The organism is Lacrimispora sp. YZC11 (genome assembly GCF_057543815.1).
On record NZ_BAAJYQ010000019.1, the window covers coordinates 79,985 to 96,905 of the forward strand.

The following is a 16,921-nucleotide window of genomic DNA, read 5'->3' on the forward strand; positions in this document are numbered from 1 at the left end:
ATGGGGCTCCTTATGATTCTTTATTCTGGCCGTAATAAGCATTCGGCCCATGCTTGCGCATAAAATGCTTATCCTGCATGCACTGAGGAGCCGGCAGAACCGAAGGGTTCAGCAGCTCGGTCATAAGGTTCATCCTGGCGAGTTCCTCCAGCACAACAGCGTTGTGGACCGCATTTGCCGCATCAGTTCCCCAGGTAAAGGGCCCGTGGTTTTTGCACAAAACCGCCGGAACATGCATGGGATTCCTTCCCTTAAAGGTTTCAATGATCACTGTTCCTGTATTCTTTTCATATCCGTCCTCAATCTCTTTTTCCGTGAGATTTCTGGCACAGGGAATCTCCCCGTAGAAATAATCCGCATGGGTAGTTCCATAGCAGGGAAGGGCCCTTCCTGCCTGAGCCCAGGAGGTAGCCATGGGAGAATGGGTATGGACGATGCCTCCTATTTCTTTAAATGCCTTATAAAGCTCAAGGTGAGTGGCAGTATCCGAGGAAGGCCTTAATTTTCCTTCCACCTGATTTCCGTCAAGATCCATAACCACCATATCCTCAGGTGCAAGCGCTTCATAATCCACCCCACTTGGCTTGATCACAAAAAGCCCCTGATCCCGGTCAATGCCGCTTACATTTCCCCAGGTATAAGTGATAAGCCCTCTTTTCGGTAATTCCATATTTGCTTCGTATACAATCCGTTTCAGTTCTTCCAGCATATCAGCTTCCTCCTTTTTGCTTTCGGAATTATTTTAAGCTGTCCACCGCGGCCCGCTCAATGGAAAGTCCATTTCTGTACCGTTCCATAAAAGCATAAAAGCCAGCTTCATCCTCAGGATCAGGCTCCAGCCTGGTTCCCCCTTTATCCTTAAATACCTTTTCAGCCAGATAATGATCCAGAGACTCTCCCTCCTCCTTCTGTACCATGTATGAGGCTAAAAGTGCGGCTCCCCAGGCTCCTCCTTCACCGGCTGTCTCCATAACGGAAACAGGAACGCCCAGGGCGGCAGCCATGATCCTCTGTCCCACTTCTTTAGTTTTAAAAAGCCCTCCATGACCCAAGAGCACGTTAAGCCGGACTCCTTCCTCAAACAGGATATCCATTCCCATCTTAAGGGCTCCCAAAGCCGTATAAAGGTGGACTCTCATAAAGTTCGCAAGATTGAAGCGGCTTTCCGGGGTACGGACAAACACAGGCCTTCCCTCTTCAAAATGGGTAATATGTTCTCCGGACAAATATCCATAGGAAAGCATGCCTCCTCCATCCTTATCCCCTTCCAGGGCCTTTTGGTAAAGAGTGGAAAACAGGGTATTCCTGTCGATCTTCATTCCCATCGCGACCGCAAATTCCTCAAACAGGGAAACCCAGGCATTTAAATCAGAGGTACAGTTGTTGCAGTGAACCATTGCCACCGCATCTCCGGCCGGAGTGGTGACTATGTCGATTTCCGGATAAACTTTAGAAAGCTCCTTTTCCAGCACCACCATTGCAAATACGCTGGTGCCGGCGGATACATTGCCGGTTCTTCTTGCCACGCTGTTGGTAGCCGTCATCCCTGTCCCGGCATCGCCTTCCGGCGGGCATAAGGGGATTCCAGGCTTTAAATTCCCGCTGGCATCAAGAAGTCTTGCCCCTTCCTCAGTAAGAATTCCTGCCCTCTCTCCTGCCGTCATAACCCTGGGCATAATATCCCTAAGCTTCCATGGGAACTGCCGGGGAGCGACCAGCTCATCAAACTGCTCCACCATGCGCTCATGGAAATCCTTTGCGGCGCTGTCCACGGGAAACATCCCTGCACAGTCTCCGATGCCAAGAACCCGCTCTCCCGTCATCTTCCAGTGGACATAGCCTTCCAGGGTAACCAGATAATCAATCTTTGGCACGTGCTCTTCCTGGTTAAGGATTGCCTGATATAGATGGGCAATGCTCCATCTCTGGGGAATCTGAAAGGAAAATAACTCCGTCAGTTTTTCCGAAGCCTCTTCCGTCATGGTGTTCCTCCAGGTCCGGAAAGGCACCAGCAGCTCTCCCCCCCTGTCAAATGCCATGTACCCGTGCATCATGGCTGAAAAACAGATGGCCCCGATGGTGGTAAGAGTTTCCCCATACCTCTCTTTCACCTCCTCTGCCATTTTTCTATAACTTTCCCTTACTCCTTCCCATATATCAGGTATGGAGTAGGTCCAGACGCCGTCTACATACTGGTTTTCCCAGTCATAACTGCCGGAAGCGATAGGATCGTGATCTTCATCTACCAGTACGGCCTTAATTCTTGTGGAGCCAAGTTCGATTCCAAGGGCAGTTTTCCCTTCCCGGATCGCTGCTCCTATTTGTTTTTCCATCATTTGAAACCCCTCCTGAATGATGTCCGCCCCTTTCCTTCCAAAAGGGCGGACCTTGTTATTTGATTAACGAAATGCTGCTGAATTCCATCTCAATTCATTTTTTAAATCCCTGATGGTGGTTTTTTCGTCAATGAAAACGGCTTCAATTCCCATAGCTTCCGCCCAGTCTCCCATCTGTTCCGCCGTCAGATCATAGGTAAATGCCGTATGATGGGCACCGCCCGCTAAGATCCAGCTTTCCGCTCCTGTGGCAAGGTTCGGCTCAGGCGTCCAGAACGCAGTGGCAACCGGAAGCTTTGGCATTGGTTTTTCCGTCTTTTTGCAGTTTACAGTATTGATGATCAAACGGAAACGGCTGCCCAGATCAATGAGGGATGTGGCAATTCCTTTTCCTTCCTTTGCCGTAAATACAAGGCGGGCAGGAGCTTCCCTCTCTCCCATGGACAGCGGGTTTACCCTGATGCCAACCGTACCATCTGCAATTGTGGGACAAACCTCCAGCATGTGAGCCTGCAGGATCCCTTCTTTGCCCGGAACCAGGTTGTAGGTGTAATCTTCCATAAAGGAAGTTCCTTTTGCATCCTTTGCCCCTTCTGTCATGAGCTTCATCAGACGGACCATGGCGGCTGTCTTCCAGTCTCCCTCTGCCCCGAAGCCATAGCCCTTTTCCATAAGGCGCTGGATAGCAAGGCCGGGAAGCTGCTTTAAAGAGCCTAAATCTCCAAAATGAGTTACAATGGCCTGATAATCCTTATCCTTTAAAAACCGTTCAAAGCCAAGTTCGATCTGGGCCTGGATAGCCACATGGTTCTTAAATTCTTCATGGTCCATGCCTTCCGTCAAAATCTCGTACCTGCTGTAATACTCCTCCACCAGTGAAGAGATATCACCTGCTGCCACGTCCTTTACATAATCCGTGATTTCATTGACAGGATAGGCATCGATTTCCCATCCGAATTTCATCTGGGCCTCTACCTTATCCCCTTCTGTAACAGCCACGTTCCTCATATTGTCCGCAATCCGTACCACGCGGATATGGCTGCTTTCCATGATTCCCACTGCGGTCCGCATCCAGGAACCAATCCGGCTCTGAACCCCCTCGTCATCCCAATGCCCTGCGATCACCTTTCTCGGAATCCCCATTCTGGTTACCATATGCCCGAATTCCCGGTCGCCGTGGGCTGACTGGTTCTCATTCATGAAGTCCATGTCAATGGTATCATAAGGAATCTCCATATTAAACTGGGTGTGCAGATGAAGCAAAGGCTTCCGGTACTCCTGAAGCCCTAAAATCCAGGACTTGGCAGGGGAAAAGGTATGCATCCAGGTGATCACCCCGGCGCAGGCCTCATCGGTGTTTGCCTCATGAAACAGCCTGCGTATGGAGGCATTATCGATCAGCACCGGTTTTAAAACCACCTCGTAGGGAAGGACCCCGGAGGCATTAAGCCTTTCTGTGATTATTCTGGAATGCTCTGCCACATTTCTTAAGCATTCCTCACCGTAAAGATCCTGAGAGCCTGTAGCAAACCAAAACTTAAATTCTTTTTTTACCATTTTCACTGCCCCTTTTCTCCATTATTTACCAAGACGGATCACATTCCATGACGCCTTGTGCAAGATACTTGTCATCATACCGCCATCAAGCGCAGACTGACTGGTCTGTTTCGGCGCTACCCGCTCTCCGAAAGGCCCGTTCTCCGCCTTTAAATCATCACTCTCCAAAACCACATGCTCCAAAACCCGGTATCCTTCAAAACTCCTCACATCAACGGTCATCTCCGCATCATTCTTAAGATCCCTGTTCACCGCAAAAATGGTCACTTCATGAATGGCCTCATTGTATACGGAAACAGCTTCTACCGCAGTCACATCTTCATGGGCGGACGTGTCGAATTTCGGCGTGCTGATGACCGGAACAAGAGCCATTCCCCGTCCATATCTGGAAGCATGCATGAACGGATAAAAAATCGTCTGCCTCCATGCCTTTCCGCCTTTGGCTTCCGTCATAATAGGCGCAATCACGTTTACAAGCTGGGCCAGACATGCCATCTTCACCCGGTCTGCGTGCTTTAATAAGGTGATGAGCATAAGGCCTACCAAAAGAGCATCCTCAAAGTTGTAAATGTCCTCCAGCATGGGAGGCGCCACCTGCCATGGGTGGTTTTTCGTGATATCATCATCCGCCGCATTGGAGTGATACCATACATTCCACTCATCAAAGCTGATCTTAATATCCTTTTTGCCCCTTTTTTTAGCCTTCACAAAATCACAGGTGGCAATGACGGTACGTATAAACTGATCCATATCATCGGAGGAGGCAAGGAAATCCTGGCTGTCCCCCTTTTGGTTCCCATAGTACTGGTGCATGGATATGTAATCCACATAGTCATAGGTATGCAAAAGAGTCACTGCCTCCCAGTCCGGGAAAGTGGGCATGGTTAAGGATGAGCTTCCGCAGGAAACAAGCTCAATGTCAGGGTCAATGATTTTCATGGCTCTTGCAGTCTCTTCTGCCAGACGGCCGTACTCCTCCATGGTTTTATGTCCGATCTGCCATGGGCCATCCATTTCATTTCCCAGACACCAGGTCCTGATGTTATGAGGCTCCTTATATCCGTGGCTGATCCTTAAATCACTGAACTTGCTGTTGCCGGGATGATTGCAGTATTCCAGCAGATTGCATGCATCCGCAATTCCCCTGGTCCCTAAATTTACAGCCATCATTACATCAGAACCTGCGCTTCTGGTCCATCTGGTAAATTCGTTCAGTCCTACCTTATTCTCTTCCATGCTTCGCCAGGCCAGATCCAGACGCCTGGGACGTTCCTGCATAGGTCCCACACTGTCCTCCCAGTTAAAGTTTGATACAAAGTTGCCTCCAGGATAACGGATAATAGGAACATTTAATTCACGTATCAGTTCCTTTACGTCACCCCGGAAGCCGTTTTCATCGGCAGATGCATGCTCCGGGCAGTAGATGCCGTCGTACACTGCCCGCCCAAGGTGCTCAATAAAGGAGCCATAGATCCTTTCGTCCACCTGTGCAATGGGATACTCCCTGTCAATTACCATTTTCACTTTATGATACGCCATTTTTATAATCCCGCCCTTCTGTCATGAAACAGACATCCTTTTTTAGTGAGAGTAACTAAAACATTCTCTTACTACTAATCTATTACTTGTACGCACCATTGCACAAGTTGTTTTTATATATTTTACCACCAGAAGACAGTTTTTACAAAATCTCCCTCAAAAGACTGGAGAGATTACGCACAAGGAAGACCCGTGTTCCTTCCCATTTCTATATTTTTTCCACAACCGGCCAGGTAAATAGAGAGAAAATGCACAATTTTAATTGTAAAATTTATAAATGTTTGTTGACACTTTTTTAGAAAAATGAGTTATATTATTAATTGTAACCCCCCCCAATACATTATATAGTTTTTGCTACACCCCATAAGAAACGAAATACCTTCTCCGAAAAAGGACCAGCTTCCCCAGCTGGTCCTTTTCATTTACTTTTATTCTTATTTTACCTTTTTATTCCGGCGTTGCTTTAAGATCCGCTCAAACGCTTCTTCTGACCCTTCCGCTTTTAAACGCCGCCTTCTCTCTTCTCTGCGTAGAGCGACCTCTCTGGCCTCTTTCCTTTTCATATAAATAAAAAATCCGGTTCCGCCGCCTGCCAGTCCAAGAAAAGCCGCGATTCCTGCTATCGCAAGCACTCTGCTTCCCTTATTTCCAGATGACTTTTTATTACCGCCTGAATTTGCTTCCGATTCCGAAGGTTTTTCCCCTGTGGATCCCTGTTCCGATTCCTGACTTGTTGGCTCCGGACCTTTCTTTTGCATTAAGTAGGCCTGACCCACCTTTCTGTCATTGTAGGTATACTGGATCATGGCTACCGCCTCTTTGGGGCTTCCCTGGGGAAGCTCGGTCACCAGAGTTTTTTCCGACTGGGAGAACTCGGCTCCCTTAGGAAGGGTTATGACGCTGCCCGGTTCCAATTCTAAGTCAGAGGGCTTGTAGGTTGTCCCGTTAATTTCAACAGGCTCTTCCCCTGATATATAGCTGGTTTCATTCTCTGTAACAGGGAAATTATCAAAACGGCTGAAGCCAAATTCCAGAAGAGCTTTTCCATCAATAAAATATTGTCTTGGGCTTCCCTTTAAAATGACGGAAATAAGCCTTTTTCCATCTTGTTCCCCGTAGGTAACAAGGGTATTACCGGCCTTAATCAGATATCCGGTCTTTCCGGCCACTGCCGACGGACAATAAAACTCATTTTTTGGATCCTTGGTCTTTACCAAACGATGTTCGTTGTAAATGGTAAGTCCCTCCGGATTATTGGAAGTGGGAGGGATATTATAGCTGATCGCAGAGCTGATCTCCACAAGTTTTTTATTGCTGTAAGCCGCCTTTGCTATGAGAGCCATATCATAGGCTGTCACATACTGGGTATCTCCATTAAGGCCTGAAGGGTTGTCAAAATGACTTTCCGTACAGCCAAGCTCTTTGATCCTGTCATTCATCATGCGGACAAATTCCTCCCTGCTTCCGGCTACATGCTCCGCAAGAGCATTGGCCGCCTGATTGCAGGAATGGAGAATCAGAGAATAAAGACAGTCTTCTACAGAAAGCTTGTCTCCTGTATCCACATTTAATTTATTGCCGCTGCCCTCTTCCACATTGTAAATGGAATCCTTTGAAAAGGTTACCATATCATCAAGTTTTGCGTTCTCCAAAACAATGAGAGCAGTCAAAATCTTCGTAATGCTGGCCGGCGGATAGGGGGCATGGATATTCTGACCAAATATGACGGCCCCTGAATCCCCGTCTATTACAATCCCGGCTTCCGCCTGGATACCCGTATCAGACGGCCAGTCCGGTGCTCCATATACAGTCATAAGAAATAGCTGGCAGACCAATATGCAGCTAATCAGTACTTTTATCCTCCGATTCACGTATCAACCTCCTGACATGAAATATGCCCTAAAGCCGCATTCAGATTATTATACGGTTTTAAGGCATTATATTACTTCGCATAATCCATAACTTGCCCCGAGACTTCTCAGACCGATCTGAAAAAAGGGCATATATATTATAATACATCAAATCTTTACTATATTCAAGAAAAACATTTAAAACTATATTGCCTTCTTATGCTCTTTCCTATACGGAGAAGGCGTAACACCATAATTTATGGCCTGTATTCAGAAATACCATTATTATTTGCTTTTATAAAATTATTGTCGGCTTTCACGAACCAATAGTCCTGTCATTGTTGTTTAACGAAGACAAAAGTGTTAAAATTAAAAAGGCAGCTCAGATAATTACATATATATTTCATATCATGGATTGTCCATGCAAGAATTGTTATTGAAGTACTTTCTCCATCAAGAGGTCAACTAATTTCTGGGATTATTTGGAATAGATCCCCAATTTTTTGTGGGGGATCCTATTTATTCCCGTTGGGTTCTCGTTGGGTTATCGCTGGGTCATCGCTGGGTTATCGCTGGGTTATCGCTGGGTTATCGTTTTCTCTTATGTATGGAGAAATGCCGGCTATCAGACTATCGTTTTCCTTTCAGCCATATCCGGCATTAATCCGGAGCTGTACGAAGCAGCTGAGATGGAATTATAAATATAGGGCTGTAATTTCTACATACGCATACCGGGTCAACTTAAGATATAGATACTTAGCAAAAACAGAAAAGAAAGAAGGAAGAAATGCATGTTAAGAGAGCAGATAAGTGACTTTAGAAACACATTGGATTTAAAGGCATTTTTAGACAGCTACGATTTTGTTTGGGAAAATCTAAAATATCATGAAGGAACTATACGGGAAATAATCAATGACAGAATCGCTAATATCCCAATAGACTGGGGCAATGGCGGACTAATCGGCAACGGTTTAATCGGCGCAAATATCTATAAAAACGGCATCACCTCCATGAAGTGGGGAATCGGCCGGGGTGACATAGATGGACCAACCAACTGCCCGCAGTTAGGCTGTTTACAACAACGGCTTTCCCTTGGCGATATTATTCTTGAAGTAAAAAATCCTATCAAAAAAGAAAGCTTATCCATCTCATTACGCAAAGCAGAGGTTGATGGAGTGATTGAAACAGATAAAGGAACCCTAAAATACTCCAGTATTGCATATGCAAAAAAAGACTGCATCATAATTGATGCAGAATGGGATGATGAAGTTGAATTTGATCTGTCATATGTCCCAAGCCATGGCATGACTTTAAAACACCATGCCGCAAAAGCTCATGAAGTACCGGATAGGTGTTTTCCGCCAGCGCCAGAGCGAAAAATGGCAGATAACACTTTAATTTATAATCAGAAAATTCTTAATGAGTCCTTAGCTCCGGAAGGTCAGTTTTCTATCGGCCTTGCATCAAAAGAAGCAGGTAATAACCACAAAATATGGTATATATCAATAGGATTCACCCGGTATGGATTTACATCAGAAAAAGAAGCAGAAGAAGAAATCAAACAAGTCATGACAATTGATTTAAAAGAAATATACAGAAGCCACCAGAAACATTGGGAAGATTTTTACAGGAAAAGCATCGTTAAATTACCTGAAGAATATTGGGAAAAGTTTTATCTCATGCAGCTGTATAAGCTCGGCTGCTGTACCAGGCCGGGCAACCTTCATGTAATTGATAATATGGGTGTATGGCCAACACTAAGCGCATGGCCGGCTGCATGGTGGAATTTAAATGTCCAGCTTATTTATTCCTCAATGCAGAAAGCGAATCATTTAGAACTGATAGAATCTCTCATAGATACTTTGGAGCACTATGACGAAACGCTTTCGGAAAATGCAAAGCCGTTGGGAATCGATGACGGCTGGTTTATCGGGCGTTCAGCTGGGCGCGACATGAAATCTTATCCGCCTTCTTATGAAGATATCATGGAAGAAAATCCGGAACGAGTCATTATATTCGAGCTTGGCAATGTTACCTGGGCACTCCATTGTGTCTATCGATATTATAAAAGCACCATGGACCAGGACATTTTAAAAAAGTTTTATCCTATGCTAAAAAAAGCCGCAAACAGTTACTTAAGGATCGCCTATAAGAAGGAGGATGGCAAGTGGCATCTGCCTATGACCAGTTCACCAGAATATCCTGGTCCCATTGATTCTACATCCAATCCTGTCAGAGATGCCAATTATGACCTTTCTTTGTTCCGATGGGCGCTTATAACTTTGATTGAATCAGCGAAAACACTGGGTATTGATGACGAACCGCTTATGGATACCTGGATAGAACACCTTGAAAATCTGACAGATTACTCCATGGATGATACAGGATATACGATAGGAAAGGATTTACCTCTTACCGTATCGCACCGCCATTATTCTCACTTATTACAGTTTTTCCCACTTCACATCGTAAGCGAAGATAATGAAGCAGAACGGAGGATTATTGAAAAGTCAATAAAAACCTGGATGAGTATGCCGGAATATCTGCAAGGATATTCCTTTACCGGAAGCGCTGCTATGTTAGCAGCATTAGGTGATGGCAATTACGCATATAAGCGTTTAAGCGGTCTGAAAGATTTCTTAAATCCAAATACTCTTTACACAGAAGGCGGCGGGCCCGTTATCGAAACACCTCTTTCAGCGAACGAATCCATCCACTATATGTTAATGCAGTGCCACGGAAGTAAAGTAAAAATTTTTCCGGCAATGCCAGATGTATGGAAAAATGCAGAATTTTATGGACTGTTGGCAGAGGGCGGTTTTGAGATATCAGCCAGGTATACAGATGGCGAAACAGAATTTATATATATAAAAAGCATGGCCGGAGAACCGCTTATTATAAGTCCTAATTTCAAAGCAGGGTTTGTAATAGAGTCAAATCAAGAGATGAAATATGAAACGTTGGAAAACGGCTGCTTTCAATTTGAATTGAAAGCAGGAGAAGATCTGCTGCTGATAAAGAGTTCCAGATAATTTTGTGTTTCACCTGACCAATCTTTATCTGAATACGCCAATTAAAGTTAAAAAAACAAAAAATGCCCTAATCCCGTATGAATACTAACTTCTACGGTTTTAGGGCATTATTTTACTTTGCGTAATCTGTAACTCTGGACTCCCGGATCACGTTGACCTTGATCTGTCCCGGGTATTCCAAGGATTCTTCAATCTTCTTGGAAATATCACGGGCTAAAAGCACCATATCGTCATCGTTAATCTGTTCCGGAACCACCATAATCCGAACTTCGCGTCCTGCCTGAATGGCAAAGGACTTGTCCACTCCCTTAAAGGAATTGGTAATATCTTCTAACTGTTTTAATCTGTTTGTATATGTCTCCAGAGTCTCTCTTCTTGCTCCAGGTCTTGCCGCAGAAATAGTGTCCGCAGCCTGGACAATGCAAGCGATAAGGCTCTGAGGTTCAACATCGCCATGATGAGATTCCACAGTGTTCAGCACGATTGCAGATTCCTTATATTTCTTACACAACTCCACTCCCAGCTGAATATGAGAACCTTCCATCTCATGGTCAACGGCTTTTCCGATGTCATGTAGTAAACCGGCACGCTTGGCCATGCGGATATCAAGGCCGATTTCTCCGGCCAACAGCCCTGACAATTGGGCCACCTCAATGGAATGCTTTAAGGCATTCTGTCCGTAGCTTGTCCTGTATTTCAGTTTGCCTAGCAATCTGATGAGTTCTGGATGAAGTCCGTGAATGCCCACTTCAAGAGCAGCGGTCTCTCCTTCTTCACGCATATTGGTTTCTACCTCTTTTTGTGCCTTTTCCACCATTTCTTCAATTCTTGCAGGATGAATACGTCCATCCACAATAAGGCGTTCCAATGCGATTCTGGCTACTTCTCTACGAACCGGATCAAATCCGGATAAAACAACTGCCTCCGGGGTATCGTCAATAATGAGTTCCACGCCCGTAAGGGTCTCTAACGTACGGATGTTACGGCCTTCCCTTCCGATGATTCTTCCTTTCATCTCATCATTGGGAAGCTGCACGACAGAAACCGTAGTTTCTGCCACATGGTCAGCAGCACATCTCTGAATGGCTGTAACCACGTATTCTTTTGCCTTTTTCTCGGCTTCTTCTTTTGCTTTGTTGTCAAGTTCCTTAATTAATTTCGCAGTGTCATGTTTAACGTCATCTTCAACAGATTTTAAAAGATATTCTTTTGCCTGTTCGGAGGTAAGTCCGGAAATTTTCTCCAGTTCCTGAATGCCTTTTTCATAAAGAGATTCCACTTCGGCATTTCTCTTATTCAGGGCGTCCTCTCGAGCAGCCAGACCTGCTTCGCGTTTTTCCATAGCCTCGGACTTCTTGTCCAGGTTTTCTTCCTTGTTTAATACTCTTCTTTCATAACGTTGAAGCTCAGCTCTTCTTTCCCTGGTTTCCTTCTCCAGTTCGTTCTTAGTCTTTAAAGACTCTTCTTTTGCCTCAAGGAGAGCTTCGCGCTTCTTTGTCTCAGCGGTCTTTAATGCTTCATCTATTATTTCCCGGGATTTTTCTTCTGCAGATCCAATCTTGCTTTCGTAAGCATTCTTACGATACGTGATGGCAGCAGACCAGGCAATAAAAGCAACTACTACTGATGCGACGATTGCAATCATTGCAGCCGTGAATACTGATACTGACACAGGAGCACCTCCTTATTCGATTTTCATTGTACATCAATACAACACTACAATTTTAAACTGTTTTATACATTATGTCAAGTATTTCGCCCCTGTTTCCGGTATACTTATACACATTTTCCTTGTTGTCAGTCATCACTATAAATACCGCCTAAAACACGGCTTATCGCATCGTAGGAAAAACCTTTTCTTCCCAATGCCGCCATCATTTTGCGGCTTTCCTTAAAGTCCATTTCTTCTGGGCTTAAGCACTTCTTTTTCATATAAGCCCGTATCTGTGCCACCTCATCCACTGGCTGTTCTCTAAGGATCTCCTTGATCACCTCTTTGTCCAGCCCTTTTCTCTGCAGCTCGTACTGAATCTGCCGTTCACTTTTCCGCTTTGAATTGAATTCCACGTATCTGCGTCCATAGTCCTGATCATTAATGAAATTATGCTTTTTTAAAAATTCTATGGCGTAATCAGCAGCCTCTTTCGGATATCCTCCGTCCTTTAACTTCCGTCTCAGTTCCTGTTCCGTCTTATCTGAGGATTTCAGAAGGAAAAGGACCCTCTCTCTGGCCCTTTTAAACAAAACCTCGTGAAGTATCTCCTGGTAAGTCTCCTCGGAAAGCATCTTCCCTTCCTCAATCCCAAATTTTCTAATTTCCCCTCGATAAAGGACAAGAGTAAAGTCATCCTCCAGAATGACTTTACTCCTGCGTTTATCAACGGGCACTATTTCCGTAACTGTCATATATGCCCCTTATTCTACTTATTTTCCCGGCGTTTATAAACCTGCCGGCCAATTCCTGCCTGAAATCACGCCTTAGGAGCTACGTCCTTGCTTTCTTCTGCCTTGATCCTCTTGCTTTCCTTGGGGGCTGCTGAACCCTCTGGCGCTGCACTGCCTTCTTCATGAAGCCCATACTTTATGCGAACCTTGTTCTCGACTTCCAGGCAAACAGCCGGATTGTCCAGAAGATAAATCTTGGCATTCTCACGCCCCTGGCCGATCTTAACGTTATTATAAGCAAACCATGCTCCGCTCTTTTCTACGATATCCTCTTTTACAGCCAGATCCAGGATATCTCCTTCCTTGGAAATGCCTTTACCGAACATGATGTCAAACTCCGCCTCTTTAAAGGGCGGTGCGATCTTATTCTTCACAACCTTTACGCGGACCCGGTTTCCTACCATATCTCCGCCCTGCTTTAAAGTCTCAATCTTACGGATATCCAGGCGGACAGACGCGTAGAACTTAAGGGCACGTCCTCCTGTGGTAGTCTCAGGGCTTCCAAACATCACTCCCACCTTCTCACGGAGCTGGTTAATGAAGAGAACAATACAGTTGGACTTGCTGATGACGGCCGTAAGCTTTCTAAGAGCCTGGGACATCAGACGCGCCTGAAGGCCCACATGGGAATCACCCATATCCCCTTCGATCTCGGCCTTTGGCACAAGGGCTGCGACCGAGTCCACGATCACTATGTCAACGGCCCCGGAACGAACCATGGTTTCTGTGATCTCCAATGCCTGTTCCCCGTTATCCGGCTGGGATATGTAAAGGTTATCAATATCCACTCCAATGCTCTTGGCGTAAACAGGGTCAAGGGCATGCTCCGCGTCAATAAATCCTGCGATGCCGCCTCTCTTCTGAACCTCTGCGATCATATGAAGGGCAACGGTGGTCTTACCACTGGACTCCGGTCCATAGATTTCCACAACTCTTCCTCTGGGGATCCCGCCCAGGCCGAGGGCGATATCAAGGCTTAATGCCCCTGTAGGTATGGTCTCCACATTCATATTTGTGCCTGAGTCACCAAGCTTCATGACAGAGCCTTTCCCATATGCCTTTTCTATCTGAGTAAGGGCGGCATCAAGCGCCTTTAGTTTATCATCTTTATTCATATTATCCTCCGATGCGAACAAATGTTCTTTTTCTGTTTATAATCATAGTATATTTCCGGGTAAATGTCAACCAGAATTTTATACTTCTAAGCTCATTATACATCACACTCCTGGCCTGTTTGGTAAAAACAATTTCATCTTTAAATCCAATAGGGAGGTTCCGGCGAAATGCCTGAAAATTGAAAAGAAAGACAGATTGCTTTCTTACTGTTAATTTACTATAGCATAAGAGGGATGGAGGTGCAAGTATTAATTTGAAATAATGTTATTCCGTATCAGGCCTCTTCATACGGTATTCCGAGGTTTCATAGGTCGTACGGGTGAATGGAAGTTCTAAACTACTTTGTCAACTACCCTGCATTAGGCTGAATTCAGGTAAAAACCGCGCTATTCCCAAATTGATCCGAGAGAGCACGGTTTTTATTACCAAACTATTTATAGACTAAAGTGGCCGAATAAGTTAGCTAAACTTTTGTATTGTGCGGATACTCATTCATTATTCGCGGCATCCGCAGGCCGGTGGTATACTTTGTGGAAAGCGAAAAAAATTATCCGGATCGTACTTCGCCTTGATTCTGGTTAAACGCTCAAAGTTGCCACCGTAGTAAGCCATTGGCCAGTTTTCGATGGATAAATCCTGCGTGTTGATATAAACACCATTGGTATATGGCTGCATTTCCCTTCGGAATTGATCCACCCAATGAATGCCGGGACCGGCACCCTCAGGCTCGTTCCATGTGGCGTAAATAGACATATTTGACAGCGCCTTGCGTTGGAAGTACGCTGTGGCTTTACTGGGAATGTCAGCTACCGCCCCACCCAGGCCATGAAACAATAAATACACTAAAGAGGTTGGCGGGTTTGTGATAAAACGCTCTATGATGTCAATTGCCTCATCCGGAAGCAATTCATCTACATAAGGCCCCACGCTTTTAAACGGCTCCGGGTTACCGGACTGGGACCCGCCAATACGGGCCGCTGCTTCTACCCATGGTATTTCCTCAATAAAAACGTGATTGGGCGAACCGGATCGGAGTAAGGGACAAAGCAATTCCCGCAGTTCTTCGGCTGAGCCGAGAAAAACCCCTTGTGCAAGCAAAAACGATTGCGCTCCCGAAATAATCGTAAGCAACGGTGTAAACCTGTTGTCTGCGTCGGGAAGCGTATATTCCTGCCAGACTTTTAGTACCGGCTTCAAATCTTCAAGTTCCCAGTTGATAGAGGCGTAGGCCACCGTATCGATTTCGTGTGTACGAAAACAGAAAGAAGTGCAAACGCCAAAATTGCCGCCACCGCCGCCGCGCAGAGCCCAAAACAGGTCTGCGTTACGGTCGGCACTTGCGTGAAGCACACAGCCGTCTGCATCTACCAATTCCGCTTCCAGCAGATTGTCAATAACAAGCCCCCATGGCCGGGAAAGGCTGCTATGCCCGCCCCCTGATGTAACGCCTGCAATCCCGGGAGTGGGACAAAGACCAGGCGGAACGACTAAGCCCTGTGAACCAAGTTGTTCTATGATTTCAAAATTCCGAAGCCCTGTCTGAAGTGTGACTGTGCCCTGCTTGCGATTTATCTCCAGTTGTTTCATTTCGCTGACGTCGATAATAAGACCGCCATTCAGCGCGGACACCCCCTCGTAGTTGTGGCGGCCAGAGCGCATACGGAGTGGTACGCCGTTATATCGCGCCCAGCGTATTGCATTGATTACATCCTGTGTTTCCTTCGCGAAAACAATGACCAGTGGAAATTTATTGAAAAATGTATTGTATTCCTGACGGGCGGAGTTATACAGCGGATCATCTGGTAAAACTATCCGCCCGGTCAGTTCGGGTTCTTTTCTATATTTCATATTGTTTCTCTCCTAAATATTGGGATGCAGAATTTATGCATACTCCTCATATAGTATATGGCTCGTACAAGGTTTTATTTCCCGTACGTGATACACCGCTGCCTAACAGTCTGAAGCAAAAAGCAGATGGCTTAGCCTGTCCCTCACCTTTCGTTTAAAATACCAGGGCCTCCACAGGTCAAATTTTCCCGCAGAGGCCCTGATAATACTCATACGTTCCCCTTTACATCAAAAGCCTCTCCACATCAAGCATCCCCCAGCCTTGCTGATTTATGGGAAGCCCCAGGTCCACTGCCCGCTCCCTTAACATCAGCTTCACATCCCGGTTGGTCATATAGGGATATTTCTGAAGCAGAAGCGCAATTGCCCCTGAAACTAAAGGTGTCGACATTGAGGTTCCGCTTTTGGCAAGGTATTGCCCCGCTTCGTTGGCACAGCTAATGATCCCCGCCCCAGGTGCGATGATTTCCGGCTTGCAGATACAGGCACCGGTGGGACCCCTGCCGGAATAATCGATCATCCGGTTTCCCATTACATTGACCTCTTTATAATCGTCCGAGCACCCTACCGTGATCACCTTCCGGCTGATTCCCGGAGTTGTGATCGTGTTCATGCCAGGCCCCATGTTTCCTGCGGCCACACAGACCACCAGCCCGTCATCCCATGCTGCATTTACCCCCCGCACTAGGACAGAATTCTCTGTCATCCCTTTTTTTGAAAAGGAACCAACGGAAATATTTACAATCCTGATCCCATACCTCTCTCTGTTGTCACGAATCCATTTAAGTCCGGCAAGCACATCGGAGGCATAGCCGTTTCCTTTTTTATCCAATACCTTAAGCATAATGATATGACACTCTGGTGCAATGCCCATATACATTCCGTCGGAAGCGCCTCCGCACCCTCCGATGATTCCAGAAATATGGGTTCCATGACCGTTATCGTCATAGGTATCCCTCCTGCGGTGTACAATGTCTACAAAAGCCGCCATTCTATGTTCAAAGTCCTCATGAAGATAAATCCCCGTATCGAGAACTGCAACTCCAATTCCACGTCCTGTATAGCCCATGCGATGGGCAGCATCACAATGTATTGCTTCTCTTACATGATTCACAGTCCATTACCTGATTCCTTTTTTATTAGGATATTCCGGTTTGGCTCTTGTGGTTTCTTTTCCTCAAAAATACAAAAGAAGATT

The 16,921-nt window shown here is 45.8% G+C and carries 11 protein-coding genes; 1 reads left to right on the top strand and 10 read right to left on the bottom strand.

Annotation, left to right across the window (positions count from 1 at the left end; all coding sequences use genetic code 11):
- Window positions 1–10: 10 nt before the first annotated feature.
- From AC27IJ_RS21185 to AC27IJ_RS21205, 5 genes are all read right to left on the bottom strand, one after another.
- Window positions 11–709, bottom strand: coding sequence for an L-ribulose-5-phosphate 4-epimerase (locus tag AC27IJ_RS21185; RefSeq protein ID WP_312504403.1), 699 nt, complete (start codon window positions 707–709; stop codon window positions 11–13).
- Between the two features lie 28 nt (window positions 710–737).
- On the bottom strand, window positions 738–2,336 hold the full coding sequence (locus AC27IJ_RS21190; RefSeq protein ID WP_487150700.1) for a xylulokinase: 1,599 nt from the start codon (window positions 2,334–2,336) through the stop codon (window positions 738–740).
- A 63-nt stretch (window positions 2,337–2,399) separates the two neighbouring features.
- Window positions 2,400–3,893 carry an L-arabinose isomerase gene (araA, locus tag AC27IJ_RS21195; protein WP_312504405.1) on the bottom strand — a complete coding sequence of 498 codons (1,494 nt, stop codon included), beginning with the start codon at window positions 3,891–3,893 and terminating at the stop codon, window positions 2,400–2,402.
- Between the two features lie 21 nt (window positions 3,894–3,914).
- Window positions 3,915–5,432, bottom strand: coding sequence for an arabinosylfuranosidase ArfA (gene arfA, locus AC27IJ_RS21200; protein ID WP_312504407.1), 1,518 nt, complete (start codon window positions 5,430–5,432; stop codon window positions 3,915–3,917).
- Between the two features lie 434 nt (window positions 5,433–5,866).
- A complete protein-coding gene (locus AC27IJ_RS21205) occupies window positions 5,867–7,303 on the bottom strand; it encodes a D-alanyl-D-alanine carboxypeptidase family protein (RefSeq protein ID WP_312446239.1) in 1,437 nt (478 codons plus the stop codon).
- A gap of 770 nt (window positions 7,304–8,073) precedes the next feature.
- Here AC27IJ_RS21205 and AC27IJ_RS21210 point away from each other — a divergent pair.
- A complete protein-coding gene (locus tag AC27IJ_RS21210; RefSeq protein WP_487150703.1) occupies window positions 8,074–10,314 on the top strand; it encodes a glycosyl hydrolase family 95 catalytic domain-containing protein in 2,241 nt (746 codons plus the stop codon).
- 112 nt (window positions 10,315–10,426) lie between these two features.
- On the opposite strand, the gene rny is transcribed toward AC27IJ_RS21210, so the two are convergent.
- The 5 genes from rny to AC27IJ_RS21235 all read right to left on the bottom strand — a co-directional run bounded on the left by rny (window position 10,427) and on the right by AC27IJ_RS21235 (window position 16,837).
- Window positions 10,427–11,959 carry a ribonuclease Y gene (rny, locus tag AC27IJ_RS21215; protein WP_312446339.1) on the bottom strand — a complete coding sequence of 511 codons (1,533 nt, stop codon included), beginning with the start codon at window positions 11,957–11,959 and terminating at the stop codon, window positions 10,427–10,429.
- Window positions 11,960–12,111: 152 nt separating this feature from the next.
- Window positions 12,112–12,720 (bottom strand): regulatory protein RecX, encoded by a 609-nt coding sequence (locus AC27IJ_RS21220; protein ID WP_312446242.1) that lies wholly within the window; start codon window positions 12,718–12,720, stop codon window positions 12,112–12,114.
- 65 nt (window positions 12,721–12,785) lie between these two features.
- On the bottom strand, window positions 12,786–13,874 hold the full coding sequence (recA, locus tag AC27IJ_RS21225) for a recombinase RecA (RefSeq protein WP_312446243.1): 1,089 nt from the start codon (window positions 13,872–13,874) through the stop codon (window positions 12,786–12,788).
- A gap of 496 nt (window positions 13,875–14,370) precedes the next feature.
- Window positions 14,371–15,723, bottom strand: a complete 1,353-nt coding sequence (locus AC27IJ_RS21230) for an FAD-binding oxidoreductase (protein ID WP_312504299.1) — start codon at window positions 15,721–15,723, stop codon at window positions 14,371–14,373.
- 223 nt (window positions 15,724–15,946) lie between these two features.
- Complete coding sequence (locus AC27IJ_RS21235; protein ID WP_312446247.1) at window positions 15,947–16,837, bottom strand: S8 family peptidase; 891 nt, start codon at window positions 16,835–16,837, stop codon at window positions 15,947–15,949.
- Between the last annotated feature and the right edge of the window lie 84 nt (window positions 16,838–16,921).

What these genes read in the sequence shown, in the direction of transcription:
- AC27IJ_RS21185 (WP_312504403.1), bottom strand. Translation starts at nt 709, where the DNA reads ATGCTGGAAGAACTGAAACGGATTGTATACGAAGCAAATATGGAATTA.
- rny (WP_312446339.1), bottom strand. Translation starts at nt 11,959, where the DNA reads ATGATTGCAATCGTCGCATCAGTAGTAGTTGCTTTTATTGCCTGGTCT.
- AC27IJ_RS21210 (WP_487150703.1), top strand. Translation starts at nt 8,074, where the DNA reads ATGTTAAGAGAGCAGATAAGTGACTTTAGAAACACATTGGATTTAAAG.
- araA (WP_312504405.1), bottom strand. Translation starts at nt 3,893, where the DNA reads ATGGTAAAAAAAGAATTTAAGTTTTGGTTTGCTACAGGCTCTCAGGAT.
- AC27IJ_RS21190 (WP_487150700.1), bottom strand. Translation starts at nt 2,336, where the DNA reads ATGATGGAAAAACAAATAGGAGCAGCGATCCGGGAAGGGAAAACTGCC.
- AC27IJ_RS21220 (WP_312446242.1), bottom strand. Translation starts at nt 12,720, where the DNA reads ATGACAGTTACGGAAATAGTGCCCGTTGATAAACGCAGGAGTAAAGTC.
- recA (WP_312446243.1), bottom strand. Translation starts at nt 13,874, where the DNA reads ATGAATAAAGATGATAAACTAAAGGCGCTTGATGCCGCCCTTACTCAG.
- arfA (WP_312504407.1), bottom strand. Translation starts at nt 5,432, where the DNA reads ATGGCGTATCATAAAGTGAAAATGGTAATTGACAGGGAGTATCCCATT.
- AC27IJ_RS21230 (WP_312504299.1), bottom strand. Translation starts at nt 15,723, where the DNA reads ATGAAATATAGAAAAGAACCCGAACTGACCGGGCGGATAGTTTTACCA.